The sequence below is a fragment of the Prosthecobacter sp. genome, from assembly GCF_034366625.1.
Classification (GTDB): domain Bacteria; phylum Verrucomicrobiota; class Verrucomicrobiia; order Verrucomicrobiales; family Verrucomicrobiaceae; genus Prosthecobacter.
In genome coordinates this window covers 135871-162652 of sequence record NZ_JAXMIH010000006.1, presented here as the reverse complement: position 1 = coordinate 162652, position 26782 = coordinate 135871, and the positions used below count along the sequence as shown (strand labels likewise).

23 protein-coding genes are annotated in these 26782 nt (G+C 60.5%); 13 read left to right on the top strand and 10 right to left on the bottom strand.

The features are described 5' to 3' along the window. Window positions 1–63 precede the first annotated feature (63 nt). Complete coding sequence (locus U1A53_RS03510) at window positions 64–2280, top strand: exo-alpha-sialidase (RefSeq protein ID WP_322279012.1); 2217 nt, start codon at window positions 64–66, stop codon at window positions 2278–2280. Window positions 2281–2282: 2 nt separating this feature from the next. Here U1A53_RS03510 and U1A53_RS03505 read toward each other — a convergent pair whose 3' ends face one another. Both U1A53_RS03505 and U1A53_RS03500 read right to left on the bottom strand, forming a co-directional pair. After that, the gene (locus U1A53_RS03505; protein WP_322279011.1) at window positions 2283–4145 is read right to left on the bottom strand and encodes a NosD domain-containing protein; all 1863 of its coding nucleotides are present in this window, start codon (window positions 4143–4145) and stop codon (window positions 2283–2285) included. Window positions 4146–4185: 40 nt separating this feature from the next. Beyond that, a complete protein-coding gene (locus tag U1A53_RS03500) occupies window positions 4186–4857 on the bottom strand; it encodes a response regulator transcription factor (protein WP_322279010.1) in 672 nt (223 codons plus the stop codon). Between the two features lie 130 nt (window positions 4858–4987). On the opposite strand from U1A53_RS03500, the gene U1A53_RS03495 reads away from it, so the two are divergent. Both U1A53_RS03495 and U1A53_RS03490 read left to right on the top strand, forming a co-directional pair. Beyond that, window positions 4988–5989: a serine hydrolase domain-containing protein gene (locus U1A53_RS03495; protein ID WP_322279009.1), complete on the top strand. Its 1002-nt coding sequence runs from the start codon at window positions 4988–4990 to the stop codon at window positions 5987–5989. 1 nt (window position 5990) lies between these two features. Next, window positions 5991–6461, top strand: a complete 471-nt coding sequence (locus U1A53_RS03490; protein WP_322279008.1) for a hypothetical protein — start codon at window positions 5991–5993, stop codon at window positions 6459–6461. A gap of 19 nt (window positions 6462–6480) precedes the next feature. Here the strand turns inward: U1A53_RS03490 and U1A53_RS03485 are convergent, their stop codons facing one another. Together U1A53_RS03485 and U1A53_RS03480 are read right to left on the bottom strand one after the other, a co-directional pair. Continuing rightward, complete coding sequence (locus tag U1A53_RS03485; protein WP_322279007.1) at window positions 6481–7608, bottom strand: hypothetical protein; 1128 nt, start codon at window positions 7606–7608, stop codon at window positions 6481–6483. Then, entirely contained in the window at window positions 7605–8918 is a 1314-nt protein-coding gene (locus tag U1A53_RS03480; RefSeq protein WP_322279006.1) for an amino acid permease, read from the bottom strand. Before U1A53_RS03480 ends, U1A53_RS03485 begins: the two co-directional genes overlap by 4 nt. Before the next feature lie 112 nt (window positions 8919–9030). Between U1A53_RS03480 and U1A53_RS03475 the strand changes: the two genes are divergently transcribed. From U1A53_RS03475 to U1A53_RS03445, 7 genes are all read left to right on the top strand, one after another. Then, window positions 9031–9363 (top strand): hypothetical protein, encoded by a 333-nt coding sequence (locus U1A53_RS03475; RefSeq protein WP_322279005.1) that lies wholly within the window; start codon window positions 9031–9033, stop codon window positions 9361–9363. 108 nt (window positions 9364–9471) lie between these two features. Beyond that, on the top strand, window positions 9472–9825 hold the full coding sequence (locus U1A53_RS03470) for a PqqD family protein (RefSeq protein WP_322279004.1): 354 nt from the start codon (window positions 9472–9474) through the stop codon (window positions 9823–9825). Between the two features lie 10 nt (window positions 9826–9835). Further along, complete coding sequence (locus U1A53_RS03465; protein WP_322279003.1) at window positions 9836–10939, top strand: hypothetical protein; 1104 nt, start codon at window positions 9836–9838, stop codon at window positions 10937–10939. A gap of 19 nt (window positions 10940–10958) precedes the next feature. After that, entirely contained in the window at window positions 10959–12401 is a 1443-nt protein-coding gene (locus U1A53_RS03460) for an alanine racemase (RefSeq protein WP_322279002.1), read from the top strand. Window positions 12402–12432: 31 nt separating this feature from the next. Next, window positions 12433–14679: an urea transporter gene (locus U1A53_RS03455; RefSeq protein ID WP_322279001.1), complete on the top strand. Its 2247-nt coding sequence runs from the start codon at window positions 12433–12435 to the stop codon at window positions 14677–14679. A gap of 11 nt (window positions 14680–14690) precedes the next feature. Continuing rightward, window positions 14691–15356, top strand: coding sequence for a tetratricopeptide repeat protein (locus tag U1A53_RS03450; protein ID WP_322279000.1), 666 nt, complete (start codon window positions 14691–14693; stop codon window positions 15354–15356). A gap of 136 nt (window positions 15357–15492) precedes the next feature. After that, on the top strand, window positions 15493–16944 hold the full coding sequence (locus tag U1A53_RS03445; RefSeq protein WP_322278999.1) for an urea transporter: 1452 nt from the start codon (window positions 15493–15495) through the stop codon (window positions 16942–16944). Here U1A53_RS03445 and U1A53_RS03440 read toward each other — a convergent pair. Then, window positions 16897–17763, bottom strand: coding sequence for a hypothetical protein (locus U1A53_RS03440; protein WP_322278998.1), 867 nt, complete (start codon window positions 17761–17763; stop codon window positions 16897–16899). The genes U1A53_RS03445 and U1A53_RS03440 overlap by 48 nt on opposite strands. Before the next feature lie 54 nt (window positions 17764–17817). Between U1A53_RS03440 and U1A53_RS03435 the strand changes: the two genes are divergently transcribed. Beyond that, window positions 17818–19116 (top strand): PQQ-binding-like beta-propeller repeat protein, encoded by a 1299-nt coding sequence (locus U1A53_RS03435; RefSeq protein ID WP_322278997.1) that lies wholly within the window; start codon window positions 17818–17820, stop codon window positions 19114–19116. A gap of 91 nt (window positions 19117–19207) precedes the next feature. Here U1A53_RS03435 and U1A53_RS03430 read toward each other — a convergent pair whose 3' ends face one another. Continuing rightward, window positions 19208–20326, bottom strand: coding sequence for an SGNH/GDSL hydrolase family protein (locus tag U1A53_RS03430; protein ID WP_322278996.1), 1119 nt, complete (start codon window positions 20324–20326; stop codon window positions 19208–19210). Between the two features lie 105 nt (window positions 20327–20431). Between U1A53_RS03430 and U1A53_RS03425 the strand changes: the two genes are divergently transcribed. Both U1A53_RS03425 and U1A53_RS03420 read left to right on the top strand, forming a co-directional pair. Continuing rightward, window positions 20432–20683 (top strand): hypothetical protein, encoded by a 252-nt coding sequence (locus U1A53_RS03425; RefSeq protein WP_322278995.1) that lies wholly within the window; start codon window positions 20432–20434, stop codon window positions 20681–20683. After that, the gene (locus U1A53_RS03420; protein ID WP_322278994.1) at window positions 20671–21009 is read left to right on the top strand and encodes a type II toxin-antitoxin system RelE/ParE family toxin; all 339 of its coding nucleotides are present in this window, start codon (window positions 20671–20673) and stop codon (window positions 21007–21009) included. Before U1A53_RS03425 ends, U1A53_RS03420 begins: the two co-directional genes overlap by 13 nt. Window positions 21010–21054: 45 nt before the next feature. On the opposite strand, the gene U1A53_RS03415 is transcribed toward U1A53_RS03420, so the two are convergent. From U1A53_RS03415 to U1A53_RS03400, 4 genes are all read right to left on the bottom strand, one after another. Then, entirely contained in the window at window positions 21055–21447 is a 393-nt protein-coding gene (locus U1A53_RS03415) for a hypothetical protein (protein WP_322278993.1), read from the bottom strand. A gap of 143 nt (window positions 21448–21590) precedes the next feature. Then, window positions 21591–23678 (bottom strand): SUMF1/EgtB/PvdO family nonheme iron enzyme, encoded by a 2088-nt coding sequence (locus U1A53_RS03410; RefSeq protein ID WP_322278991.1) that lies wholly within the window; start codon window positions 23676–23678, stop codon window positions 21591–21593. Window positions 23679–23871: 193 nt separating this feature from the next. Next, window positions 23872–26079 carry a DUF1549 and DUF1553 domain-containing protein gene (locus tag U1A53_RS03405; RefSeq protein WP_322278990.1) on the bottom strand — a complete coding sequence of 736 codons (2208 nt, stop codon included), beginning with the start codon at window positions 26077–26079 and terminating at the stop codon, window positions 23872–23874. A gap of 64 nt (window positions 26080–26143) precedes the next feature. Beyond that, window positions 26144–26782: a hypothetical protein gene (locus tag U1A53_RS03400; RefSeq protein ID WP_322278988.1), complete on the bottom strand. Its 639-nt coding sequence runs from the start codon at window positions 26780–26782 to the stop codon at window positions 26144–26146.

The window sequence follows — 26782 nt, the reverse complement described above, 5'->3', positions numbered from 1 at the left end:
CATGCTGGGGCGGCGTTAGGCACCCGGCGGGTGAGTGCCCGCGACCATTCACCTCCCGCTCCCATGAATGCCACGCGCTCCCTGCTGTTCGCGCTGTGCGGCCTCGCGTCCGCATCAGCGCAGGATATTTTCTCCGAGCTGTTCAATCCGCTCGTGCCGTTCCCGCCGCTGAATCAGCCGCAGCCCGGCATGCAGCCGCAAAACGGCCCCTGGAACAACGACGTGCTCGTGTATCACGCCAAAGCGGGTGGCGACGTGGAAAAGCTGGCGACATTCCCTCGTGCGGGCGTTCCCACCATCAATCGCATGCAGGATGGCCGCCTCATTGCCGCGCATCAGCACTTCCCGGAGAATGATCCCGCGTCCTTCGACAAAGTGGCGGTTCATTTCTCCTCCGATGAGGGCAAAACATGGACGGATGCCATCGTGATGAAGCTCAACGGCCTGCCCGAAGGCATGCGTTTCCCGTTCGATCCCACGCTCGTGACACTGCCAGATGGCCGCGTGCGGATGTATTTCACCTCGTTGCGAGGCCGCCAGTTCGATGAAGACCTGCCACGCATCCACTCAGCCATCTCGACTGATGGCATCGAGTACACCTACGAGCCAGGTGTGCGCTTCAGCATCGAAGGCCGCTCGGTGATCGACTGCGCCGTCGCGTTGCATCAGGGTGTATTTCATCTCTACTCGCCTGACAACGGCAAACAGCCCGAGCCCGGCCAGCGCCCCAACAACGGCCCGCAGATGCAGCCCACCGACGGCATCGGTTACCACGCCACCAGCACGGACGGCCTCAACTTTGTGCGCGCAGACGATGTGAAAGTCGAAGGCCGCCGCCGCTGGCTCGGCAATGCGCAGTCGGATGACAAAACGATCACCTTCTTCGGCACGGGCGAAGGCGTTTTCACCGCCACGAGCAGCGATGGAGCGAACTGGCAGCTCGGCGACACCTTCCGCATTATGGGGGCCGATCCAGGTGCAGTGGCGGCCAAAGATGGTGGCTGGATCGTCGTTGTCACCGGTCCGCCGCGCAATCAGCAGCCCACCATTGCTCCCGAAGATCGCTGGTTGTTCGACTGGGCCGAGGAGATGCGATTTTTCGAGCGACAAAGCCCGGACGCGGCCGCCAGCACGACAGCGGAGCAGATCAACCAGATGTGGAGCCGTGGTCAGGCCAAGGGCGAAGGCCCGGTGAGGCTGAAAAGCTTTCCGCTGCGGCTCGATGACATTGGTTACATCATCCCGCTGGGAAACATGCAGAGCGGGCACACCACGCCGAGTGATCACCTGTATCTTGTGCCGAAAGGCGCCGCGAATCGTAGCGGCGGCCAGCGCAACGGCCCGCAAGGCCAGCGCATGGACGATCGCGACTTCAGCCAGCTCTATGATGTGGTCGCGGTTGCCGATGGATTCATCGTCATGCTGCAATGGCGGCCCAATCCGCAGGGCGGGCAGGCGAAGTATGATCCCAGTGTGTTTGATCGTGAAGTCGATTTGAAAGTGTTCATCGAGCACTCCGCGCATGTGTGGAGCTACGTCGATCACCTCATCGAGGTCGATCCAGCCATCATGAAGGACGTTCCTGGTGGTGTGCAACCAGGACGGCCCGTGAACGTGCGCATTCCGGTCAAAGCGGGCCAGGTCATCGGTAAAATTGGCAACCAGACGTTCGACTTCGCGCTGATCGACACCAGCACCACGCGCAAAGGCTTTGTGAAGCCCGAGCGGTTCCTGTTGCGTGATCCGCAGAAGCCCCACGTCGTGGATCCCTTCGATTATCTCGACGAATCGGTGCGCGCTCCATTGATCGCCAAATGCGCCCGCAAAGTGCCGCCGTTCGGTGGCCGCATCGACTACGACATCGACGGCAGGCTCATTGGCAACTGGTATGAGCAGGGCACCGGCGGCTACGCCGGCCTCAACCGCCGCATCGACTACTGGGTCGGCCATCTGTCCATTGTCTATCACCACCTTGATCCGAAGATCATCGTCATCTCCATCGGCAGCTACGACGGCCGCGCACAGCAATTCTGGGTCAAAGGCAACCAGCCCGATCCCGCAGGCATCGGCGAGAAGGATGGCATCGTGAAATACGAGCTGATCTACGGCCAGCTCGGCAGCTCAGGTCAGGTTCAAATGCGGCAGGACGGCGACCAAGTGCAGGGCACCGTGCTCTGTCAGGTGCTGCCAAACCAGAAGCTGAAGTTCGAAGCGTTCCCCGGTTTAAGCGGAACCCAGGTGAAGAACTTCACGGACCGAGCCAAGACATACGAGCGGTGAGATCAGCGCTGGTGTTTGAGCACCCACTCCATCGGCGCCGTAGCGGGATCGTCTCGCGGGCCGAAATGTGGCACCGCAGATTCGAAGGCTCCCAGATCAGGCGATTTGCCATCGAATTCCTCCGCGATGTTGGGGAGCATGACACCGGCGTCTTTGACCTGGCTTTGCGCGCTGAGTTTGATCAGCGGTGCATCCTTGCCCGGCATCTCCTGGGTCACGGTAAAGGCTTCAAAGTCCTTTGCGCGGTCCAGCACGCGGCCATGGGACTCGATGCCGATGGCGGCGCTCAGTGAGGGCAGGTCGAAGAAGCGCTGGTTGTGCAGCATCCACGGATTCATTTTGCCTTTCATCGGCTTGGCGGCGCTGAATTCGAAGCCGTCGTAATCGACATCGGTCTTCCAGTTGGCGACGGGCGAGTCGTAGAGCACGTATTTGATGTTGTAGCTGCGGTATTTCTCCGCCTCTGGCGCATTGGAAGCCCAGATGAACTCGGAGCCGCCGAGGTGCATCCAGATGTTGTTGCGGCAGAACGCGGTGAGCAGGCCATGCGCATGCGGCACGGGCGTGGTCCAGGCGGCAAAGGTGTTGTTCACGCAGACGAAGCGGTCCTGCACGCGCAGCTTGAAGACGTTGCCCTTTGAGATGGCGTGATTGCGCACGAGATACCACGGGCCGCAGTACATCGGCTGAAACGTGATGCCGGTGTGGCCGTGCAGGCGATTGCCCCAGATGCGGATGTTCGCGTAACCGTAGTCCGGCTCGATGGGATCGTCCGACATGTCGAAGATGTCGTTGCCGAACAGATCGCAGTTCGTGTGCGGATACGAGATGCCGTCGGCGCTGCGGCCGATGCGGTTGTAGCATACGGTGTGGTCGGAGGAGTGGTTCAGCTCCACCCCTTCGCCGGAGATTCCTTTCTCCGTGTCGCCCAGAATGTCGTTGTTGGCGATGTGCCAGCCGGAGCAGCTTTTGGTGAGGAACACGGAGTAGTGGAAGTCACGAAACGTGCAGCCCTGCACGACCACGTTTTCGCAACCGTCGCCGCCTTTCAGGCCATTGGGCGAGTCGCCACGCTTGAAGGAAAGACCCTCGAACCACAAATGGCTGCCGCCAGCCCGCAACTGACGAAACACCGCCTCACCATCGCCCGCTGTCTTGAAGCCGATGTAGCGCGTCTGATCGGTGGCGGCCTCGGTGCTGCCTTGCTCGCCGCTGACATTGATTTCCATTCCACCGTAGTCACCGGCATGCAGCAGGAACAAATCACCCGGCTTCGCGGCTGCCAAGGCCGGTTTGAGGCCACGAAATGGCTTCTCCACCGAGCCATCGCCGCTGACACCGCTTTGATCCAGTGGCACGACATGCAGCGTGCGCGCAGGCTTGGCAAAACTCGGCCACGGCTTCGTCTGAATATGTTTCGTCTCCTCCACTGGTGTTGCGCTGTCAGGATCGCTGAGCGTGAGCCGCACCTGATACACCGCGCCCGGTCGCAAAAACAGAATACTGCCCGCGAGCATGTTGAAGGGCCGCTCCGCAGGCTTGGTGTCATACCAGCCAAAGTAATCCACCCGCATCAGCGGCATCGCTTCATGCCATGTGGACTCGTCCTCGCGCTTGTAACTCACCTTGCAGGCCGCGTCGTGATCCGTGTCGCCGTCGATGTGCCACTCGATGCTGAGGCTGTGATGCGTACGCGCCAGATGCAGCTCTTTGGCGGTCATCACAGGCTGCGGTTTCGCTGAATCCGTAGCGGTGCGCGCATTGAAGTAGCCGGGCGGCCAGGCGAGAGGCTCTGGCGATGTTTGTGCCTGCGCGAACGAACCGAGCAGGAGCGAGGCGAGGAAGGAGCGATGGAATCGGCGCATGAAATCACAACGGCATCGACCCGCAGCGGCTTTCGCTTCCTCAAGATCCGCCCAGCGCATAACCGACGCCGCGCACGGTGCGGATGAGCTTCTTGTCGTGGTCCTTGTCGATCTTGGATCGCAGGCGCTGGATGTACACTTCCACGAGGTTTGTCTCCGGGTCCATGTTGTAGCCCCAGACATGTTCATAGATCTGCATGCGGCCAAACACGCGGCCGGGGCTGCGCATCAGGTGCTCCAGCAGCTCGAACTCGCGTGTGCTCAGCTCGATGTCGGCGCTGTCGCGGCTGACTTTGCGTTCGAGCAGGTTCATGCAGAGATCCTCGACACGCAGCAGATGGCTGGTCTCACCGGCCTGCCGGCGCACGACGGTGCGCAGGCGCGCGGCCAGTTCCTCGACGAAGAACGGCTTTGTCATGTAATCATCCGCGCCGAGGTTCAGGCCCTCGATTTTTTCCGGCAGTGTCGTGCGTGCGGTGAGCAGGATCACCGGCACCGTGTTGCGCTTCTCGCGCAGGCCGCGCAGGATGCTCAGGCCGTCGCGGCCCGGCACCATGATGTCGAGCACCAGCGCGTCATACGGCACCGTGGTGGCCATTTCCCAGGCTTCATCGCCATCGCTGACCGCGTCCACCTGGATGCCTTGCTCCTCCAGCCCCTTTTTGGCAAAGGACAGCAGTTTGGCCTGGTCTTCGACGAGGAGGATGCGCATGCGTGCGGATGATGGGATGCAAAGGCGGATTGTCCACTGCCACATGTCAGCCAGCACTCAGGTGAGGGCCTGGCCTCAAGATAACAAGGCCGGAGATGCCAAGACGTGCGTACTGGTCTATGTTTTCCCAATGACGCCCCTGCTGGCCATTTTGTTTTTCTTCAAGGCCTCACCCTCCGCGGCAACGCTGCCTGCGGAGCGCATCCAGGCTGCCGCTGCCTATTCGGCGGCGCATGGTGGTCACGCGCTGCTGATCAAACAGAACGGCAAAATCCTGCACGAGTCCTATACCAATGGTCATACCAAGAACGAGCCGCACCGCATCTACAGCGGCACCAAGGCCTTCTGGTGCCTCACGGCGTTCGCCGCGGAGAAAGACGAGCTGTTGAAACTCGATGAACATGTGGCGGACACGATCACCGAGTGGCAAAGCGACAAGCGCCGCAGCAAGATCACCGTGCGGCAGCTTCTCGACTTCAGCAGCGGGATGGAGCCGCTGTTCGGCCTGCATGAGAACGACTTCAAAAACCGCACCGCCTCGGCGCTGAAGGCCTCCCTCGTCGGCACAACCGGCAAGTCCTTCATCTACGGCCCGGCGGCCTTGCAGGTGTATCACGAGCTGCTCGCACGAAAGCTGAAGGAGAAAAAGCAGACGCCCACCCGCTATTTGGAGCGCAAAGTGCTCGGCCCGCTTGATCTCGGCGCCCAGCGCTGCCTGCCGGATCAGCACGGCGCGCCCTTGCTTGCTTCCGGCTTCATGCAGACCGCCCGCCAGTGGTCCGAGCTCGGCACCTGGCTGCTCAAGCACCCTGAAACTCAAAACGCTCTCCGCAGCAGCGGCACCAACAGCGCCTTCGCCTTCGGCTTCTGGAACAACCACGCCGCTGAAAGCAAATCCGCCCGCGAAGTCGATGTGGAATCGATGCTCGACAAGAAATGGTCCGCCCAATCCTGGCGCAACGCCTGCCTCTGCCGCTCCGCCCCCGCCGATTTGATCGCCTGCATCGGCTCCTACGGCCAGCGTCTCTACATCGTGCCGTCGCGGAAGCTCGTCATCGTGCGACTGGCGAAGGATTCGAAGCCGAATGATGCGCAGATGCTGAGGCTGTTGTTTGCAAACGTGAAAAACTAACATGAAAACATATTGGCTCTTAATTCTCGGTTGGATCCAAATTACCCTGCTCGTTGGCGCAGAACCAGCCGCCAAGACAAACTATGAAAAGATGGTCGATATGCTTTTTGATGAATCAAAGACCTGTCTAGTTAAAGGCCAGTTCGTCTGGAAAGGTGACATTCACGAAGCCAATTTTAAGACTGAAGACAAGCGGCAGTTGAGCAGATTAAAAGATGTTTTCTCGCATGAGAAACCGGAGTTCGCGGGCCTCATAGATCCAGACAACAAGCCTGTTTCCATGTATTCGGCTTATTTTGATTTTACATGGCTGAACAAAGACAGGAAGGAACTGGGTCATGCCGTTATCATTGATGGCGACACGTTGATCTTTAATGACAAGCACATCTACAAAACAAAAGACTTAACTTTTTTGTTAAGCACTGCGGGGATCGTTTCACCCAAGGTTTTCGACAAGAAACGGAAAGAATAAAAAGCAGCGTCAAGCTGGCTTATTCCTTGGCAGGCTGAGTCTGTAAAGCACCCTCCACCACCGGAATCGCCTTGCGCACGACCATCTTCGAGACGCCATAGATCAGCGTGCTCTGTTTCGGGCGCCATTGGTAGCCGATGCCGAAGGGGATCATGGGCACCTCGTTGTGACGGTAGTACTCGGCGAGGTCGGGCTGGTAGTGCTGCTTGAAGAGAGCGATCGGCCCCGGATACCAGCCGAAGGCGCGTACGTCCCAGGTGTCGCGCGGGAAATCGCTCCAAGGGATGCCGGAATCGTCCTGGGTGATGGTGTGGCAGTGGGTGAGGAGGTAATCGCGGATCGTGGTGAACTCGCTGAGATGCATGAGATACGAAGCAGACTTGGTGAAGCCGTTCACCATGCCGAGGGAATCACAGAAGCGCAGGAAGGAGGCGTCCTGCTTGAGCGCCCAGCTCGCGATGTTGGCGGCGAAGTAGTAGAGCGTCTGCGGCTGGCCCTTGGTGCCGAGGAAGGTGATGCGCGCGCCGGGGGTTTTGGTTTCCTTGTCAGTCAGCACCTTGCCCTCGGCATCAAGCCACACGTTTTCGACGCTTTGAATGTGGCAGCCGCAGCGGGCGAGGAAGACGTAGAGCACCGGCAGCGTGCCGGTGAGTTTCGTGGCCTGCAGATCCCTCTTCATGTCGGCAGTGATGAAGAAGCTGAAGCTGAGCGAGGCGTTGAGCGTGTTGCGCAGATTGCGCAGTGAGGCACCGAGTTCGCCCTCGCTGAGCTTTGTCACGTCTGGCGGCAGGCCCACGGGTTCCACTGCGGCCAGCACGTAGGTGGAGGCGTTCGGGAAGAACGTGTGCGCATGCAGAAAATCCGGCCCGCTGAAGACATAGAGCAACGGTGCGGTGTCGCTGACGGCTTCCGGGAGGCCCAGTGACGCCCATTCGCGAATCGGCCGGAGCTGGCGTTCTTCCGCGTCCGCCCAGGACGCGTCGAGTTCTTTCGCATGCGAGTTGAACTCGCCTCGTGTGGCCAGATTCGCGAGCGGTGAGCCTTCCTGCGGCAGACCGGCGAGGAAGCGTGCCTGATCATTCGGCGTGGGCGGTTCCGCGAATGCGGTTTGAACGAGAACGAGCAGGGCAACGAGGGATTTTTTCATGCGGCACGTGGAGTACGCGGTGAGACGAGGTAAATGATCCAGCCGAGCAAAATCAATGCCAGACCGTAGAGCGAGGCCTCCCGCGTCACGGTGTCGAGCATGAGAAACACCATCATCCACAGGCTGATGGCCAGAAATAGCAGCGGTGTGAACGGATAGCCCCAGCAGCGATACGGGCGCGGCAGATCGGGCTGCTTGATGCGCAGCACGATGAGGCCGACCACGGTGGCAAACGAACCGAGCTGGATGCTGAACTGCACCGCCGTGAGCACCGTGTTGAAGCTGGCCGTGAGCAGCAGCGTGATGACGATGGCAAGCTGCACGAAAAGACCGGTGACGGGCACGCCGCGTTGATCACATTCCGCCAGTGGGCCGAGAATCTTCATGTCTTCACCCATGGTGTGCAGCACACGCGGCCCCAGCCACGTCATCGCGCTGATGCTGGAGGCGAGGCCCAGGCAGATAAGCCCGGACATGATCTTGCCACCGGTGATGCCAAAGATGTGCTCGGCAGCGACGTGGCCCACATCCAGCTTCCCGGCCAGTTCGCTCATCGGCGCGGCATTCAGAAACGTCGCGTTCAGCGCGAGGTAAAGCACGGTGACGAGCAGCGTGCCCAGCGCGATGGCCTTCGGCACGTTGCGCTGTGGATTGCGGATCTCGCCGACGATGTAAGTGGCCGCGTTCCAGCCGGCATACGAGTACATGACATAGACCAAGCTCACCGCGAAAGGCCTGCTGGTGATGAGCTTCACATCATCCGCAGCGGGCGTGAAGCGCACTGGCTGCCCCGTCGCCAGCCAGTATCCCGCGCCGATGAACACACAGATGAGCGTCACCTTGAGCCACGTCGCCGTGTTTTGAAACCGGGCGGCAACATGCACGCCGCCCACATGCACCAGCGTGATGATCCACACCATGACGAGCGACCACGTCGTCGCCGGCGCATGCGGAAAGATGGTGGAGAAGTATTTGCCGAAGGCCATCGCCGCCAGCGCGATGGGGGCGGCGAAACCAACGGTGATGGAGAGCCAGCCGGAGAGAAACCCGACCGCAGGATGAAAAATGCGCGAGAGGAAATGATACTCGCCGCCGGAGCGCGGCAACGCCGCCGCCAGCTCGCCATAGCACACCGCGCCGCAAAACGCGCACACTCCGCCGACCAGCCAGAGCATCATGATCGTGAAGCCGGATGGCAGATCGCCGACCTGGAAGCCCAGCGAGGTGAACACCCCGGTGCCAATCATGTTGGCCACCACCACTGCCGTGGCCGTGATCAGTGAGATGCCCTGCGCGCGTGTGGTGCTCATGGGCGCGATGGCTACGCGCTCGGCGGCGGGGCGTCAACTCTGCTTCCGGGCCCCTTGCAGAAGCCGCCAAAGCAGGGCTTGCAGAGCACAAAAATGGGCATTCATTTTCCCCATGAAAACGACATCCTCACATTTGACCAGGGGGGTGATCATCGCGGTCAGCCTGCTGGTTCTCTCGCAAGCATGGCGGGCAAGCAAGCGGCCGGAGACCGATCCGGTATCTGAAAAAGTCATCGCAGAGCTGAAGAAGGAACTCTACAGGCCGGAAACGCCCCAGTCTCGACCGGTCGTTCCCTCCGAAAGTTCCATCGAGTTCGTCCGCAAACTACAGCGGCCGCACGACCCGTGGAAGGATCCCACCGATCCTGACGAGGTCTGGCACCAGCAGCGCCAGCGGGCGGGCGAGCTGATGCTCCGCTACGATCTGCCTGCCCTGGACAGATAGGCGTCCTGCGTCTGCGGGCGGTCAAAAATAAACGGGAATTCATCTTCGCCCCCACGGTGGTGTTAACCGGCCGGGTTTCTATGTGGTGTAAATCCAATACACCCAGTCATGAAACTCGCTCTTCCTCCCACGCTGCTTCAACCAAACGGCCAAAAGTACGATTTCGAGATTTCCGCCCTCCAGACCGCCACACCTGTTGCTCAGAGTGCGGCGTTTGATTTTCACACCGTCACCTGGCAGGCCGATGGTTTCGGCTTCGATGCCACTACGGGCGAATTTTTCACCGCCAGCCCCACCGCGTTGGTGGTCATGCAGGCGCTGAGTGACGGCCTCGCCCGCCACCAGATCCTCGAACGCCTCACTTCGACCTTCGAAGTCACCCGCAGCACCGCCGAACGCGATCTCGAGTCTTTCCTGGCCGAACTCGCTCACCTTGGCCTCGCAGACGACTCCGCCGTCTGATTTCAAATTTATGCACTCCTCCCCAGTCATCGCCGTCACCGGCCTTCATCGCGGTGAAAATCCCCAGCCCGGTTCCGCCGTCATCCGCAGCCTGCGTCGTGTCTATCCCGAGCTGCGCATCATCGGCCTGTGCTACGACACACTCGAAAGCGGCCTCTACAGCGAGGAAGACGCCCCCGATGCCGCTTTCACGCTTTCTTACCCATCCGCAGGCATCGAGGCCTTCTGGAATCGTCTCGATGCGATTCGCGAGACCGAGCGTTTTGACGTTTTGATTCCCTGCCTCGACGCCGAAATGGCTCCGCTGGTCGAATCGCCGGAAAAACTACGCGAACGCGGCATCCACGCCTGTTTGCCTTGCTCGCAGAGTTTTCAGGCCCGCGACAAATCGAAGCTCACCGAACTTTGCGAACGCACACACTGCCGCACGCCGCAAACCATCGCCGTGAACGATGTGAACTCGCTGCATCAGGCTGCGGCGACGTTCGGTGGCAGTGTCTTCGTCAAAGGGCGCTACTACGAGGCGCAGCTCGCATCCACCCCCGCCGCCCGTGAAGCCGCCTACTGGCACATGATCGAGCAATGGGGCGCTCCTGTGCTCGTGCAGGAGCGGATCGAAGGCGAGGAATACAACGTCATCGGCCTCGGCGACGGTCGCGGCCACATCCTCGGCTCCTGCTCCATGCGCAAGATGCTGCGCACCTCCAACGGCAAAGGCTTCGGCGGCATGGTCGTGCGCGATCTGCAGCTCGATGCCATCGCGCAGTCACTCATCGCCGAACTGCGCTGGAACGGCCCCTTTGAACTCGAATTCGTCAAACCCGACGGTCCACGCAGTGACTACAACCTCATCGAGATCAATCCGCGCTTCCCCGCTTGGTGCGATTTCCCTTCCACGCTGAACTGCAACCTGCCCGCCGCTGCGCTCGAGCTCGCCCTCGGCTGGCAGCCCCGCGAGCCGTTGAGCCGCGCCACGCCCGGCAAGTTCTTCATCCGTCACGCGATCGACATGACTGGCGACATCCGCGACCTCGCCGCCCTCACCACCACCGGCCAGCTCATCCGCCAGCCCAGTGAAGCCATCACACACGCCGCCTTCACTCATAACTCATAACTCTTCACTGCATCCTCCCATGCAAACGCTCCTCCCCTATTCCCCGCCAACCATCACCCGTCACCTCAGTGGCCAAAACAGCGCCGCAAACCGCAATCGCAACGCGCATGGTCTGAACAACAACGTCTGCGAGCGCATCGACGGCGTGCCCGTGGCCGATCTCGCGGCCCGTTTCGGCTCCCCGCTGTTCGTGTTTTCCGAACGCACGCTGCGCGACAAGATCCGCCGTGCTCGTGAAGCCTTCGAGAGCCGCTATCCGAACACCCGCTTCGCTTGGAGCTACAAAACGAACTACCTCAACGCCATCTGCCGCGTCTTCCACAGTGAAGGCTCCATCGCCGAAGTGGTGAGCGAGTTTGAGTATGAAAAAGCACGGCGCAACGGTATTGCCGGCCGCGACATCATCTTCAATGGCCCGCACAAATCCCGCGCCGGCCTCGAACTCGCCGTGACTGAAGGTGCGATGATCCAGGTCGATAATTGGGACGAGCTATTGCTGCTCGACACCATCGCCAAGGAACAAAACCGCAGCATCGACATCGCCATCCGCTGCTGGCTCGATGCCGGCATCCAGCCGGTGTGGAGCAAGTTCGGTTTCGGAGTCGAAAACGGTGAGGCTTGGCGTGCGATTCGCCGCATCGCCGAAAGCAAGGGCCGCCTCCGCCTCCAAGGCCTGCACACGCACATCGGCACCTACATTCTCGAACCCAACGCCTACAAAACCGCCGCTGAAAAGCTCGTCACGCTCATGGAGCGCTGCCGCGAGAGCTACGGCTGGAACTTGCGCTACCTCAACCTGGGCGGCGGCTTCCCATCCCTCAGTACGCTGCATTACTCGTATCAGCCCGCTGAGCAGATCGTCCCGCCCATCGAAAAATACGCCGAGGCCATCACCAGCGTGCTCAACACGCTCCCACGCGACCGACGTCCGCGCCTCTACCTCGAAAGCGGCCGTGCGCTCGTCGATGAAGCCGGTTATCTCATCACCAGCGTCGTCGCCGTGAAACAAACCACCGTGCAGGGTGCCATCACGCTCGCAGGCAAAGCCGCCAAAGCTCCTGCGCATGCCTACGAGACCGCCGGGACCGCTTATGTCGTCGATGCAGGCATTAACATGCTCTACAGCGGCAACTGGTATCGCTTTGATGTCAAACCCTCCAAAGCCATCCGCGAAGCCGCCCCGCAGCCCGTCAAACTTTACGGCTGCCTCTGCATGAACATCGACGTCATCCGCGAGCAGGTCTCCCTGCCTGCGATGACCACGGGCGATCACCTCGTCATGCATCCTGTCGGTGCCTACAACATCACCCAGAGCATGCAGTTCATCACCTATCGGCCTGCGGTAGTCATGATCGGCATGGACGGCCGCGTCGATGTCATCCGCGGACGTGAAGACCTCGACTATGTGCAGCGCCTTGAGCGTGTGCCGGATCACCTGCTGGCAACGAACCGCGCCGTATGAACTGAAACATACCCTTTTCCACCCCAAAGCCATGAACCCAATCCCATCAACCTCCCTGATGGACTTCACGGAAGCCCCGCCATCCAGCAGCGTGCTGGGTCGCCTCAAAGCGCAGTTGATCTCACTGCGTCCACTCCTCCAAAAGCTTGCGTCTCCTTTTCTCGATGTCGCTCGTGCTGCCAGTTCCATCTTCCTTTGCGGAAGCTGGAAGGCCGGAGCCCTACTTTGCTCTTCGCTGCTGCTGGAGCCACGCTACTTCGTCTTCGCCATCATCGCCACGTTGCTCGGCAGCGGTTTGGCGAAGCTGATGCATCTGCCCGCCGCGATGCGGAAGGACGGCACGCTGCTCTACAACGTCTTCCTCAGCGCCCTTGCCGTCGCCTGGATCACGCGGAACACCACGCTGCCGCCGGTCGCGATCTACGGCATGCTCGTCATCGTCACTGTTTACACGCTGCTTCTCTCTGCGGCATTATGGCACTGGTTTCCGCTGCGTGCGGGCCTGCCGCCGCTCAGCGTGGCCTTCGTCATCACGTTCGGTACGCTGCTGACCTTCTTCCCGCTCGCCGCCGCTGCCTCCGCCATGCTGCCGTTCGCGCTTCCGGCGGAACCGGCGCTGCCGTTCATCGTTGCCGCGTTTCTGCGCAGCATGGGCACGATTCTCTTCCTGCCAAACGTGTGGGCCGGCCTCGCCGTCACGCTCGCGATCCTCGTGTGGTCACGCGTGGCGATGATCAATGCCGTCGCTGGTTACGCGGGCGGCATCGTGATCGTGAAACTGCTCGAAGCCTGCGGCTTGCAGTGGTTTGGCTGGTTTGCAGGCCACAATTACCTGCTCGCCGGCATGGCGCTTGGCGCGGTGTATTTCATTCCATCATGGAGCAGCCTCGCGCTCGCTTTCATCGGCGGATCAGTCGCCGCATTGCACGTCGCCGCCGTGCAGCACTTCCTGCTCGGCTCCGGCTGGGAATACCTGCCGCTGCCTTATTTGCTCACTATCTGGAGCATGCTCTGCTGCCTGCGTTTGCGCGAGAAATCCGGTTCGCTCCTGCCCACCATCGGCACCTTTGACAATCCTGAAGCCGCTGCGGCCTCCATCGCTCTCGCCAACGCGCGCTTTCCGCATCGCAACGAAACACACGTCCTGCTTCCGACCTCACGCGAGGTTATCGTCACGCAGGGCTTCGACGACAAGCTCAGCCATCGCGGCGATTGGCAGCACGCACTCGACTTTGAAGTCCACGATGCCGCCGACAACGCCTGCCCGCCCGGCTGCGACGATGATTTGAGCCGCTATTACACGCAGGGCCTCGAAGTCCGCGCTCCTGGCAGCGGCGAGATCATCCGTGTCATCGACAGCGTGGCCGACAACGCCCCTGGCGGCTGCAACTTCGCCCACAACTGGGGCAATCATCTCCTCCTTCGCCTCGACTACGGTGGCGTGGTGAAACTCGCGCACTTCATGAAGAACGGCATCGCCGTCAAAGTCGGCCAGCGCGTCACCGCCGGCGATCTGCTCGGCTACTGCGGCAATTCGGGTCGTTCACCGGTGCCGCATATCCATCTGCACACGCAGGCCAGCGCTGAGACCGGCGCGCCCACCTTGCCCTTCTGCCTCACGAACTTCTTCACGCGCACCGAAACCGGTTTGCAGTGGAATTTTGCCAGCGTGCCCAAAGTTGGAGCCCGCATCGCACCCGCGACGGTCTCCAGCACCGTGCTGGGCACGCTGGCCCATTTTGCGCCGGGAACGGCCAGCTATCGGTCGGATCAGGCAGACCGCACGGATCTCCGCATCACGCTTGATGAATCCGGTCGCTACATCTTCCAAAGCGGCCCAGACAGCCTCACCGCCGTCCTCGGCCTGCACGCGTTCCAAATCACACAAAGCCGCCTTAGCGGCGCTTCGCAGCTCCTGCGTCTTCTTTCGTTCGCCATGCCCACCGTGCCCTTCGCTTATCAAAGCGGCATGAACTGGGAGGATTGTGTCGCTTTGCACGCAAAGCAGTACGGTCGGGCATTGGCGGGCGCTTTTGCACCTTACCTCGGGCACAAGACCCAGCGCGTCATCACGCGCCACGCGCTGCATCCCACCCGAGGGCGCCTCCAGCTCATCACCACGCTGCCGGATGCTCCGGCTGATCTCCCGCAGGAGATCGAGCTCACCCTCGAACCAGTTCTTGGCCTCACCAGCATCATCGCACGCTTTCAAAATCACACCCTCACCTTCACGCAAACCTCATTCACCCCGACACTGCCCGACGGCACCGCCGAATAACTCCTCCCACCATGAAGACAACCATCGCCATCCTCCTGCTCTCCGTGTCGTTCTTGCGCGCGGCTGATCCGCAAAAAGCCGCCGAACTCTGGCAGCAGTCACTCACCGACGAATCCAACCAGGACTACGCCGCCGCGCTCAAAAACGTGTTCGACTTCAAAGCCGCCGGTGGTGAGACCTACCTCGCCACGATTCGCGCCGCATGGCTCTCCTATCTCGCCAAAGACTACGATAAAGCCGTCCAGTTCTACACTGCCGCCGCCAAGCAGGAGCCACGCGCCATCACGCCGCATCTCGGCCTCACCTACACGTTTCTGGCGCAGCAGAAGCCCAAGGAGGCGCTGGCCGCCGCCCGTAACGGCCTCAACATCGACCAGTACCATTTCAAGTTGCTGCTCATCGCCGGTGAGTTGCTCTTCAATCAAGGTGATTATCGGAAGGCCGAGACCTACTTCGATCGTGCGCATCATCTCCAACCGGAAGATCCCATCGCCATGAGCTGGCTCGGCTGGAGCCAGATCGGTGCGGGGCAGCCCAAGCTCGCCGCGCCCACGTTTGAGAAACTCATGCAGATCAATCCTGACGGCTATCTCGTGCGCGACGGATTCGCCGTCACCCACGCCCCGCCTCAGGGTGGCCCTGGCGGACCCGGAGGACCACCTCCGCGTCCGCGCTGACCGCTCCCATGCCGCACTTACTCAAGTCGTCGGGCCATGCGACTGGAGCATGTTCAGGGCGTGCCGTCTCAAAGATTGCCGCGCACGCAGGATCGCCTAGAGTGCCGCTCGTGATCTCCGACCTGCCGCCCGCCACATGAAATCCCTTTTTGACCACACGCTCCGCGGTTTCGGCCAGATGCTCGTGGCCAATAATCGCTTCACTGGAGCGTGTGTGCTCATCGGTCTTTTTTGTCTCTCCATCGAATCCGCCCTGATGAGCCTTGGTGGCGCGCTGCTGGTCTCCGCGCTCGCCAGATGGCGTGCGCACGATGACACGGTGCTCAAAACGGGCCTGTTCAGTGTGAATGGTGCTTTGCTTGGCGCGCTGTGGCTGTTGTTTCCGCAGGTGCCGCTGTGGGCGCAGATCGTCGCCACCGCGCTTGGTTGCGCGGCGATGGCGTTCTTCTTCGTGCCCGTCGTGGAGCGCATGCATGCGCGGCGATCTCCGTATGTGCTCTTCAGCCTGCCGTATGTCGCCGCCGCGTGGGCCGCGCTGCTCGCGCTGATCTTTTTTGGCGTCCATGACGCCGAACTCACGCGCGGCTGGCGTGCGCTGCTGGCGAATCGTTTTGAGAAGGCTGAGAAACACTTCCTCAACACCGAGGTCAGCACCGACATGGCCGAGGCCTACCGCTGTGCCGGCCTTGGCTGGAGTTTGTACCGGCGTGGCGATCAAGCCGGCGCGCAGACCGCCTTCTCACGAGTGCTCTCGCTCAAAACCGGAGTTGCTGACGCTTACGATGGTCTCGGCTGGAGCCGCTTTCGTCAGGGGCGGCACGAGGACGCGCGCCTGGCCTTTCAGCGGGCCGTCGCGCTCGATTCCTTCTTCGCGGATTCGTGGGATGGCCTCGGCTGGTGCGCGATGCAGGCCGGCAACACCGAAGAAGCCCGCCGTCATTTCACCGCGGCGGCCTTGTGCGCCCCGTTGTTTGCAGATGCCTTCACCGGTCTCGCCGCCACGCTGCCGGAGGGTCGTTCGAAGAGCCTCGCCACATCCTGGAGCCGGGTGCTGGCGCAAAACGTCAGCTCCGGCGCTCAATTCACCTCTTCACGCATGTTGCTGTGCTGGATGTGGTTCTTCATCGGCGTGCTCGGGCACTCGCGGACTTCGGCGTTCATGGCGCTGGCCGCCGTGGCCTTGTGCCTCGGAGGTTCATTCTGGCTGCCCAGCTTTGGCGATCCGGCATTCGCCATGAACGCCATTGTCATCTTTCTGGCTCTTGGCGGCCATTACCTGCGCCTGAGTACCAAAACATTCGCCTGGACGCTGCTCGTCACGACGGCTCTCGCGATCTTGCACACGCCGCTCAGTGAGGCGCTGCTGCGCCTCGGCCTTCTCCCGCTTTGGCTGCCTTTCAATCTCGCGCTGCTCGGCAGCATCGCCTTTTTTGGCTGGCTTCATCGCAAAGGTCTGCGCGACGAGCGCGTCCCCCTTGATTGGACCGCCACCACACCTGCTGAGACAGGTGCCTTCCTGGTGCGGCGGGATGCCGGATCCTCACCTCAGCTTCCGGCCAAAGTGAACCTCAAAGTACACGCCGAGTGAGTCTGCCAGCGCCTGCGCGAAGCGGCGTTGGTCTTCCGGCCGGTCGCGCACATTGTTCCATGGGCATTCCACCTGGATCGCGCTCACTGTGCCGCCATCGCGTGAGCCGTGCGCCAGCACATCGTAGGCACCGCTGAAATAGCCCGCCAGAACGCCGGGATATGACTTCGTCGGGCTCGGCAGGCAGCGAAAACCACGAAACTCCAGCAAGCCGCCAAGGCTCTGCGGGCCGCGCAGCAACTCCGCGAAGCTCTGCGGCGAGCGCTTGTCGAGTTCGCGAATGCTCGTGCTGGCGATCAGCATTGCATTCGCATTCAATTCGGCGTCGCTCGCCTTCAATTGCTCGCCCGTGACCAAATAGCCCAGCTCCACCCGCTGGTCGATGTGGCGGTGACCGTGAATGTCCAGCAACAGACCGTAGCCGTGCTTTTTCATCACCGCATCACAGGCTTTCTTGGCGCCATCATGAAAGCGGTGCCATGCCGCCTCCGCCGTCGGCTCGCCTTGCGCCGCCTCTTTGAGGTCACGGTTGGGATCGAGCCGTGAGCGATGCAAGCGGGCAAAAATCGCATGCGGTTTGCCACCGTAGCGCGCTTGCAGTTCCTCAATGATCATCTCGGACAGCGGCGCGGTGTTGGCATCCATGCCTGTGACGCCGTAGCGTCGCGCCAGCACGTTGTCCGGCTTCAGCGTACCGCCGTGCGGCACCGTGAGGATGATCGGCAGCGTGCCGGAGCGCACTTCAATGAGTTGTTCAAGCGAGGGCGTCTGCGCGTGAAGCGTGGCGGCCACAAACAGATGAAAAAACAGCGTGCGCATGATGATTCGCAGTGAAAGACAGTTCGCCGCCGCTTGTCACGTTTTTTCTCGCTCATGATCCTCCGCATTCTTCTTCCGCTTCTTGTTCTGACCTCCGTTTCAAACGCCGGCAACTGGCCTGAATGGCGCGGCCCCTCGGCCCAAGGCCAGGCCAATGCCTCCGGCCTGCCTGAAACCTGGAGCGAGACAAGCAACGTTGCCTGGAAAACGCCGCTGCCCGGCCGCGGCCACTCCACACCCGTGATGTGGGGCGATCACATCTGGCTCACCACCGCCATCGAGAAAGCCGCGACACCTGAAGAGGCCAAACGCCGCCTCGAATCGAACACCGGCGACCAACCGCTCGTCGTCCTCTCCTCCGTGAGCCTGCGAGCTGTCTGCGTGGACCGAAACAGTGGCAAGATCCTTCACGACATCGAACTGCTGAACGTCAAAGACCCGCAGTGGGCGCATCAGCTTAACAGTTACGCCTCACCCACGCCCGTGCTCGAAGAAGGCCGCCTCTACGCACACTTCGGCTCCTTCGGTACGGTCGCCCTCGACACGAAAACGCTGAAGGTGCTCTGGAAGAATGAGGAACTGAACGTCATGCACGAAAATGGTCCTGGTTCCACCGCTGTGCTGCATGGCGATCGCTTGATCGCCCACTTCGACGGCAGTGACCAACAGTTCATCGCCGCCTTGGACAAAAGCACCGGCAAGCTGGCGTGGAAGACGCCCCGCAGCGGCGAGATGGACCCGCGTGCCCAGCAGCGCAAAGCGTACGGCACGCCGCTCGTCGTCACGATCAACGGACTGCCCGTCGTTGTCAGTTCTGCTGCCAACAACATCTACGGCTACGAACCCGCCACCGGCAAAGAGCTGTGGAAGATCCATTACGGCGAACTCGGCTTCTCCATGTCCACCGTTCCCGTCGCCGACGACCAGCAGATCTACTTCAGCACTGCCTTTGGCAAATCGGCCATCATCGCGCTCAAGTTCGCCGGAGTGAAGACGCCCGAGATCGCTTGGCGTAACAACAAGAATGCTCCGAAGATGTGCTCGCCCGTGTTGCACAACGGATTGCTCTTCTACGTCGATGACGGCGGCATCGTAAGCTGTGTGGACGTGAAAACCGGCGAGGCCTTCTACCGCGAACGCATCGGCGGCAAGTTCAGCGCCTCGCCGATCCTTGCCGACGGCAAACTCTACTTCAGCAGCCGCGAAGGTGTCGTCACCGTCATCGCAGCCGTCAAGGAATTCAAAATCCTCGCCCAAAACACTCTCGAAGGCTCCCTCATGGCCAGTCCCATCGCCGATGGCAGCGCCCTGTTCCTCCGCACGGACAAGGCGCTGTACAAGATTGGGAAGTGATCCATCTCAATTCCAGCGCTGTTCCGTAGTCCCGGCTTTAGCCGGCTCAGAACCGCCTAAAGGCGGGACTACAAAACGAGCCTGTCGTGTATCAATGCTTCAGCGCCGCACGCAGCACCGGCTCGAAGATGTCCGCCTGGCGCAGGAAGCCGAGGTCAGTGCCGTGAGAGGCGTCGTTGGAGCCTTCGGCGTCGGTGCCGTAGAGCGCGTCTCCGCTGATGTAGCTCAGGTTGGCGACGTTTTCGGCCTTGAGCTGCTCGTAGGCGGCTTTGAGCGCGGCGTGATTGTCGTCGTGGAACTTCGCCTTGGCCGGAGTGATCCAGGCGTTCGTGAAACGGCGGTCTTCGACAAGGATGATCGGCGTGGTGGCATGTTTGGAGCGCAGTTGCTTCACCAGCGGCACGCATTTGGCCGACACATCGGCAGGGCCCATGTTCGGGCAGCAGTCGATGACGATGGCGGCGGCATCGAGTTCGTTGATCAGATCACCCACGGCGGCGTCCATGCGTCCGTTGCCGGAGAAACCGATGTTGATGACGGGACGATCCAAACGGCGGCCCAAAATGGCCGTGTGAACCATGCCGGGGCGCGAGGCGTTCGCGCCGTGCGTGATCGAAGTGCCGTAGAATACGATGGGCTTCTCGCGTGGCTTCAACCCTTCAAACTTCGCACCCGCAGGCACGCCGATTTCGAGTTTTTCGATGCCGTTGTAGAGCGGCAGGTAGGCGGCGAATTCATGCTCGCCGGGAGCCAGATCGCTGATCAAAACGGCTTCCACATGCTGCGCCGCCGGTTTCGGGCAGGCGACCCAGCGCCACTGGCCTTTGTCATCACGCGCATACAAATCAAGACCGCTCACACCCGTCGCAGGCATCGCAGGCAGGGCCAGACTGGCCTTGGCGAGGTCATAGCGGCAGTAAATCGCCTTCGCGTCTGTCTTGAAGCGCACCATCATGCCCGCGCTGTCACGACTAAGCCCCCAAACGGCGGGCGTCACCGTCTTCTCCGCCTTCGCCGGGAAACGATCAAACCAGCGCTTCCGCTCCTGATCCCCCCAGCCACGGCCCTCGACTCCCCAGGTCGTCACATCATGCCATTGCGCATCGGCAGGAACCGTCGGCCCCTTCGGTTTGGCCGGAGCCTTGGGCGCGGCGGTTTGAGCAAGCAGCGAGGCGCTGACGAGGAAGGCGAGGAGGATGGCTGGTTTCATGGTTCGTAGTTCGGGCTTGGCCTGTGGAGAGCTATCCAAACGGCCCCCAGTCTGCGCAACTAGCGCTTTGCTTGCATCTCGTGAGCGAAATCGTATTCTCCTGACATGAGCACCGTCGCCCAAATCGAAGACGCCGTCTTCGCCCTGCCTCAGGAGCAGTTCCTGTCGCTGCTGGACCGAATGAACCAGCGTGTGGATTATGCCTCAGAGGATGGGATCAAATACGAATCCCCTGAACTGGAGGCGGAACTGCTCAAGGCGGCGGACGGACCTTGGCTTCCAGTGGACGACGCTTTTTGGGAATCCATCCGCCAAAGCTGGCCTTCCAATCAAAAAGGCAGCCAATGCCAGGCCTGAACATTCAGCGTTCTCCAGATGCCACGGAGGACATCCGTCTCCAGACGATCTGGTATGACGAACACGCAGGCAAGGAAATCGCCGAACGTTATGTGTCGTCATTCATGGAAACGGCGCGTTCTCTCGGCAAACAGCCTGATCTCGGCCGCATCTGCCATTTCCGCAGCCGCAAGCTCGCGAACCTACGCTGCTTCCGCATGGAAGAGGCCTTTGGCAAACACCTCGTCTTTTATCGCGTGATTGGCGACACCCTCTACGTCTTCCGCGTCCTCCACGGCATGCGCGATCTGCCGCGAAGGCTGCTCGATCCACCCGGAGCGGATTGATTACCGGCACAGCAAAAATTCCTCAGCATTCACCAAGCCGCTCCCTCAACTGAGCCCATAAACACTGAGGTCGAGGTCAGAAGGCCAATGCCCCATTAGAGTCTCTTCCCTGAACTTGCCATACAGGCAATATGGGAACCTTTCATCATGCGTTTTCGTGACGACATAGTGGTAAACATTGATCGGCCCCTCTCCGTTGGCTGTTTGCGGGTTCAGCTCATGACAAATCACATCGATTCCCAGCACCGCATGCCTTTGATTGAGGAACTTGGTGGCTGTCGAGTCACCGCTCACAAAGGCACCCACAATGCCCTCTTTTCGCTGTATTCCGGGGAGGTCTGACAGATGCCAAGGCGCAAGTTCTTCGATCTTCCATTCGGAAGATTTAGCGATTTGGTTGAATTGCTGTTGGGTCAAAAGTTTGCGTTTTACTGCCATGCAAAATAGTAATGCCCAGAAGCAAAACGACTCGAAAATCTACGAGAAACATGCCCGCTCACGACGGAAGTCTCGAATTAGCCGAGATGTTTTCCCTGTCGGTCGCCCGTCTCTCGAGCACTGACACACTCGCTTCTCGTGGGTTACGGCCCGACTGGAATAATGGCGGGGCGTAAGCCAATGATGTCGTTGCAGGAACTTGGCCCAGTGAAGTATCGGCGGGCGGCGCGGCAGTGGATGGCATGGTTAAACCATGAACCGCCCCGATATGCCCGAAGGGAGCCAAGGCTGCCCGCAGGGTCCTTGCCACCTATGTACTTCGCAGTATTATCCCATGCATCAAGGCACCACTCCCAGACGTTCCCGTGCATGTCATACAGGCCCCACGCATTGGCCTTCTTGCCGCCCACTTCATGCGATTTACCCCCGCTGTTGCCATCATGCCATCCGATCTCATTCAAGTCGCTGCCGTGATATGGTCCGGCGTCTCCTGCTCGGCACGCATACTCCCATTGCGCCTCAGTAGGCAAGGTGAAGCGCCATCCATCTGGAAGAATGTTGATGGCATTGAGCTTGGCGATGAACGCCTGCGCTTCGTTCCAGCTTACGTTCTCTAATGGTAGTTGGCCGCTCCCTTGGATATAGCTCGGATTGCTGCCCATCACTGCCTGCCACTGCCCCTGCGTTATCTCGAGCTGCGCCAGCCAGAAGGAGTTGGTCAAGGTCACCTCCGCTTGTTTCTCGTCACTTGATCTCCCAGATTCACTCTCCGGGCTGCCAATTGTGAAAGCACCGGATGGTATGTAGCTGAACTTCACCACTGTCTGTAAGGCAATTGGCACGACCAGGGTGCTGCCAACTGACTCCTCCGAGATTTGTTGAGGCAGGCGCTCTATGGCTTCCGCAACCATCTCTTCCGCCTCTGCGACCAATCGCTCTTGTTTTTTCTGATTGTAAAGATGGCTTAGGCCCATAGAGACCACCAGCACCAACCCGGCTGCCATAACAACCAACGCATTGCGTTTTTCTCGCCCCCCGCGTGTCATGTGCAGCATGGCTGTCTGCCGAAGCTGGCTCAAAGCTGTTGATTTTGGATAGCCTTTGAGAAGCTCTTCCGCCTGCCTGATGGCATCAGCACGCCTGACTGTTTGCAGCTTCGCCAGAGAAGCTTGAACGGCGGCGATCTCCTCAAGTGACGCATAGCTCAAGTCCTCAAACCGCGCTTCCCCGAGGACCGCGACATCGCGCTCTGCATCTGCCAGATCGCCCTGCTGCAGCGACGTCGCCGCAGATGCGAGCAACGTCTGATGCAACGCATGTTTCGCAAACCAATCCTGGAGCCTAGCCAGGGCCGCGTCACACTCCGTGATCAATCCCGGGGGTTCACTCCCGTCTGCCACCTTGTCCCAGCAGGCCGCCAATGTGTCCAGCCGCATGGCATCTCGCTCCTTCTGCATGTCGTCATACTGCGCCTGTTCCGCCAATTCAGGAAAGAGACCCTTAGCGTCCATGGCATCGTCGGGCAATGCCTTGACAAACTCACGCACTCTCGCGGAAAGGTCATCACGCAGTGATGACAGTTGGGCGTGGATCTCCTGAAGTTCGCCGAGCCCGGCTATTTTCGTGGAGCCATCTGGCGGTACCGCCGCCAAATGGTCCTTCACCACTTTTCCCAATTCCTGCACAGCTGCCATCCATGCCTCCAACTCTTTCCATTTGGCGCGGGTGATCTCCAAAGGATCGCGGCCCTCAAAGTGCCGGGCTGCCAAATCCTGCGCCTGGCTCTCCAGGCGGGACAGCTCCTTCAAATCGCTCAATTCACTCAGCACGCTGCTGCGTGAGCGTACCACGGCGATCTTCGTGAGCAGCACTGCCATCCGGTAGTCCTGCCGAATTCCCGCTGGAGATGCGGCCAGCACGCCGCGACTGCTCAGCGCGTCAAACTCCGGCCCCATCCCAGCCATCATCACACGCAGCAGGCGGACCGCTTCTTTTTCCTCTTTCTCGGCCTGCTGTTTCAGCAGCTCGAGTTCCAGGCGCTGTTTCTCCACGGCAAGGCGTTCCTGCTCCGTCTTTGCCATTTCCGCCTGTTGCTTGCGTGCCGCCTCCAGAGCCTGCAACTGTCTCTGACGTTGGGAGTGGGCAGACAGAACACCGGCCAGAGCCAAGTGTCCCGCGTTGTCGCGAATGCCGTCCTCAACCGCATCATGGAAGTTCCAGTCGTCGCTCATAAGCAGTTTGTTTTTTGAATGTTTTGGATGGCAGTCGTGGTGGAAGTCAGCCCTCCCAGCAACGTGCAGGAGGCGAGATTTTGGGTGCTGAACTGCGCTTTCACAGCAGCAGCTTAAACGGTGCGTTTGTGAGCGTCCAAGCCGAAAAGCCGCGTCCTGCTACTGTCGCGACGACGACAGCGGCTCTCCAGCCTCACCGACAAAGCAAAAACTCCTTCGCGTTCACCAAGCTCCACGCGATGTCCTCCAAGGCGAGGCGGCGGTCTTTCGCGCTGGCGAGCAGGGCTTCCATCACCTTTGCCTCGTCAGGGGTGGGAGCGCGGGTGAGCAACGCCCAAAATAAATCACGCACGGCAGCGCCGTTGTCGGGCTGTTTGGTGAGAGAGCCGAGGCGGTTGTGTTTGTCGGTGATGACGCGGGTGATGGTGGGGCCGCCGATGAATTGGAAGATCTGGCCGAGCGAGGTGTCGCTGCCGCGTTCGCATTCGCAGGTGAGTTCGCGCTTGGGGCGGCCGAACTGCACGAGGAAGGCCTCGGGGGACATCGGATTGGGGCTGCCACGACCGTTCATGGGGCCGGGCATCTGGCTGGCGCGGGTGCCGGGTTTCCACTCGTCGAAGCTTGGGGTTACGCGCAGCGATGCATAGAGCGAGTCGATCAATTGCTCGGCGCTGAGGCGGCGCGGGATGCGGTGGGAGTAGTTGATCGTGTCAGCGGCGTTGGTGTCGTTCGGCGCGGCCTCAAGCTGATAGGTTTTGCTCAGCATGATGCTGCGAATGACGTGGCGCAGGTCGAAGCCGCTGCGGATGAAGTCCTGCGCGAGTTCTTCGAGCAGTTTGGGATGGCTGGCGGGATTGGTGAGGCGCATGTCATCGACGGGATCGACAAGGCCACGGCCCATGAGGTGATACCAGATGCGGTTCACCTGTGATTTGGCAAAGAGCGGATGCTGGCCGCTGGTGAGCCAGTTTGCGGCGGCTTGCAGCTCGTCTTCCTTGTCCGCAGGCCTGGCGAGATCACCACCGAGGAATTTGGCCTTCGCGGTGTCGCCGGTGCGCGGATTTTCGACACTGAGCTTGGCGTTCAAGAAGACGATCTGCTCGCCATTGAACTCGTGCTTGTCGCTCTTATCGCGGCGCTTGTTGTCGCCGATGATCTTGTAATCCACACGGGCGAAGACAGCGGACCAGTTGTAGTAATCGTCCTGCGTCCAGCGGTCGAAGGGATGGTTGTGGCACTGGGCGCACTGCAAACGCGTGCCGAGGAAGACCTGCGCGGCGGCGACAGCGCGGGCCTCGGGCGTGCGGTTGGCGCGGTAGAAGTTCGACGCGGGTTCATGATACGTGCTGCCGCGTGAGGCGATCATGTCGCGCACGAGCTCGTTCACGGGCCGGTTTTGCGCGATGGCAGCGCGAATCCAGTCGTGGAAGGCCTGCATGCCGGTCTTGTCGAGCGTGCGGCTTTCGACCTTGAGCACGTCGGCCCACTTCAGCGCCCAAAAATCGGCGAACTCGGGCCGCACGAGCAGTTGGTCGATCAAACGGGCGCGTTTGTCGGGTGATTTGTCAGCAGCGAAGGCGCGTGCGGCATCGGCAGGCGGAATCATGCCGCAGAGATCGAGCCAGGCACGGCGGATGAAGACATCGTCGCCGCACACGGCGCTGGGGTTCATGCGCAGGGTCTTGAGTTTGTTGAAGACGTGCGCGTCGATCTTGCTGTTGCGGCGCGGCTGGCTCCAGGCGAAAGCAGGATTCGCCTTCACAAACGTGAGTCGAACGGGCACGGATTGATTCAGGAAACGCACCAGGATGGATGGCTCGCCAAATTGCAGGCGCTTCACGAGGCCGCTCTTGCTCACTTCGACGAGGCCGTTTTGCAGCGGCTCGTAAATGGCGCGTTCGGTGACATCGCGTTGCACGCCGTCGGCAAAGGTGGCCTGCACCTTGATCTGCACGGTGCTCGCGGGTTCGTCCAAAACGGACTCCGTAGGCGTCACGGCGAGTTTTGTGACTTTCGGCGCGGTCGCATCGTCTCGCAGCATGCCGGCGGCGATCCAATCGCGCAGCACCTGATACTCCCAGCCTTGGAGATCGAGCTTCTTGCCGCCCTCGTGCGCGATTTTGTTCGACGCTTTGACCAGCAGGAGGCTTTTTTCAGCGGCGAAGGCGTTCACACGACGCCCTGAGGCATCGCGAGCGAGCGCCTTGAAGTCGAAATCGGCATCCTGACCGCGCAAGGAGAGCTTGAAGCCGCCTTTGCCCGTCGCATTGCCATGACAGGTGCCCAGATTGCAGCCCGCTTTCGAGATGGCGGCCATCACGTCATTGCGAAACGACACCTCCGCAGACGCGGAGATGATGTTGGCGACCAGGATGGCCGTGATGACGGTTTTCGAGGGCATTCGGGGCGGAAAGTAACGCATCAATTCAGCGCCATCTTCCGGTAGCAACAGAAGTGGCAGTCACTCAAAAATAGGCTTCCAGCCAATGGCCATGCTTTCCCCAGAACACACACCAACGTCCTGCGGATTCGACAACATCTAGGTGGAACTCGACAGATTCAGGATCTTCAGCCAGATGAACTGTGGCCAAGTCAATTTGATGTGTCTTAGCATAGTACGCGGAGTGACGCAGAAGCTCCTTACCGTATTTGATCGTCTCATTCGATAGCTTGGACTCCCATGCAGCATTGAGCAGTTCTGCGCCGATGATGTATTCGCAATCCTTCAAAAATTGGCCGCGGAAAGCATAGGCTTCGACGTAGCCGCCCGGGCTACCGTTTGTGTATCGAGGGAGACCGTCACAACGAGGGATCAGCGGGAGCACCCGGAAACCTGTGAGGCGGCTCACAAAAAGTTCCTCCGTCAAAGATTTGTCGACTCGCTGCTCGAACTGCTGGTGAGCCCACGCCGTTGCCTCGTCCTCAACTCCAACAGTCGGGGTCTTGAGTGTGTCGAACGCAGACTGGGTGATCGCATCAAAACGTCGCGATTTACCTGCACGATTCCAACACCACCTTTTGGAGAGCAGCTTTCGCCACAAAGATTCGAACTCGGCTTCAAAGCCGGGCTTGGCTTTGGGGCCTGGATTCCAATCGAGTCCCAT

What these genes read in the sequence shown, in the direction of transcription:
- U1A53_RS03455 (WP_322279001.1), top strand. Translation starts at nt 12,433, where the DNA reads ATGAACCCAATCCCATCAACCTCCCTGATGGACTTCACGGAAGCCCCG.
- U1A53_RS03405 (WP_322278990.1), bottom strand. Translation starts at nt 26,079, where the DNA reads ATGCCCTCGAAAACCGTCATCACGGCCATCCTGGTCGCCAACATCATC.
- U1A53_RS03475 (WP_322279005.1), top strand. Translation starts at nt 9,031, where the DNA reads ATGAAAACGACATCCTCACATTTGACCAGGGGGGTGATCATCGCGGTC.
- U1A53_RS03510 (WP_322279012.1), top strand. Translation starts at nt 64, where the DNA reads ATGAATGCCACGCGCTCCCTGCTGTTCGCGCTGTGCGGCCTCGCGTCC.
- U1A53_RS03420 (WP_322278994.1), top strand. Translation starts at nt 20,671, where the DNA reads ATGCCAGGCCTGAACATTCAGCGTTCTCCAGATGCCACGGAGGACATC.
- U1A53_RS03435 (WP_322278997.1), top strand. Translation starts at nt 17,818, where the DNA reads ATGATCCTCCGCATTCTTCTTCCGCTTCTTGTTCTGACCTCCGTTTCA.
- U1A53_RS03450 (WP_322279000.1), top strand. Translation starts at nt 14,691, where the DNA reads ATGAAGACAACCATCGCCATCCTCCTGCTCTCCGTGTCGTTCTTGCGC.
- U1A53_RS03425 (WP_322278995.1), top strand. Translation starts at nt 20,432, where the DNA reads ATGAGCACCGTCGCCCAAATCGAAGACGCCGTCTTCGCCCTGCCTCAG.
- U1A53_RS03430 (WP_322278996.1), bottom strand. Translation starts at nt 20,326, where the DNA reads ATGAAACCAGCCATCCTCCTCGCCTTCCTCGTCAGCGCCTCGCTGCTT.
- U1A53_RS03440 (WP_322278998.1), bottom strand. Translation starts at nt 17,763, where the DNA reads ATGCGCACGCTGTTTTTTCATCTGTTTGTGGCCGCCACGCTTCACGCG.
- U1A53_RS03485 (WP_322279007.1), bottom strand. Translation starts at nt 7,608, where the DNA reads ATGAAAAAATCCCTCGTTGCCCTGCTCGTTCTCGTTCAAACCGCATTC.
- U1A53_RS03480 (WP_322279006.1), bottom strand. Translation starts at nt 8,918, where the DNA reads ATGAGCACCACACGCGCGCAGGGCATCTCACTGATCACGGCCACGGCA.
- U1A53_RS03415 (WP_322278993.1), bottom strand. Translation starts at nt 21,447, where the DNA reads ATGGCAGTAAAACGCAAACTTTTGACCCAACAGCAATTCAACCAAATC.
- U1A53_RS03445 (WP_322278999.1), top strand. Translation starts at nt 15,493, where the DNA reads ATGAAATCCCTTTTTGACCACACGCTCCGCGGTTTCGGCCAGATGCTC.
- U1A53_RS03465 (WP_322279003.1), top strand. Translation starts at nt 9,836, where the DNA reads ATGCACTCCTCCCCAGTCATCGCCGTCACCGGCCTTCATCGCGGTGAA.
- U1A53_RS03505 (WP_322279011.1), bottom strand. Translation starts at nt 4,145, where the DNA reads ATGCGCCGATTCCATCGCTCCTTCCTCGCCTCGCTCCTGCTCGGTTCG.
- U1A53_RS03500 (WP_322279010.1), bottom strand. Translation starts at nt 4,857, where the DNA reads ATGCGCATCCTCCTCGTCGAAGACCAGGCCAAACTGCTGTCCTTTGCC.
- U1A53_RS03490 (WP_322279008.1), top strand. Translation starts at nt 5,991, where the DNA reads ATGAAAACATATTGGCTCTTAATTCTCGGTTGGATCCAAATTACCCTG.
- U1A53_RS03400 (WP_322278988.1), bottom strand. Translation starts at nt 26,782, where the DNA reads ATGGGACTCGATTGGAATCCAGGCCCCAAAGCCAAGCCCGGCTTTGAA.
- U1A53_RS03470 (WP_322279004.1), top strand. Translation starts at nt 9,472, where the DNA reads ATGAAACTCGCTCTTCCTCCCACGCTGCTTCAACCAAACGGCCAAAAG.
- U1A53_RS03495 (WP_322279009.1), top strand. Translation starts at nt 4,988, where the DNA reads ATGACGCCCCTGCTGGCCATTTTGTTTTTCTTCAAGGCCTCACCCTCC.
- U1A53_RS03460 (WP_322279002.1), top strand. Translation starts at nt 10,959, where the DNA reads ATGCAAACGCTCCTCCCCTATTCCCCGCCAACCATCACCCGTCACCTC.
- U1A53_RS03410 (WP_322278991.1), bottom strand. Translation starts at nt 23,678, where the DNA reads ATGAGCGACGACTGGAACTTCCATGATGCGGTTGAGGACGGCATTCGC.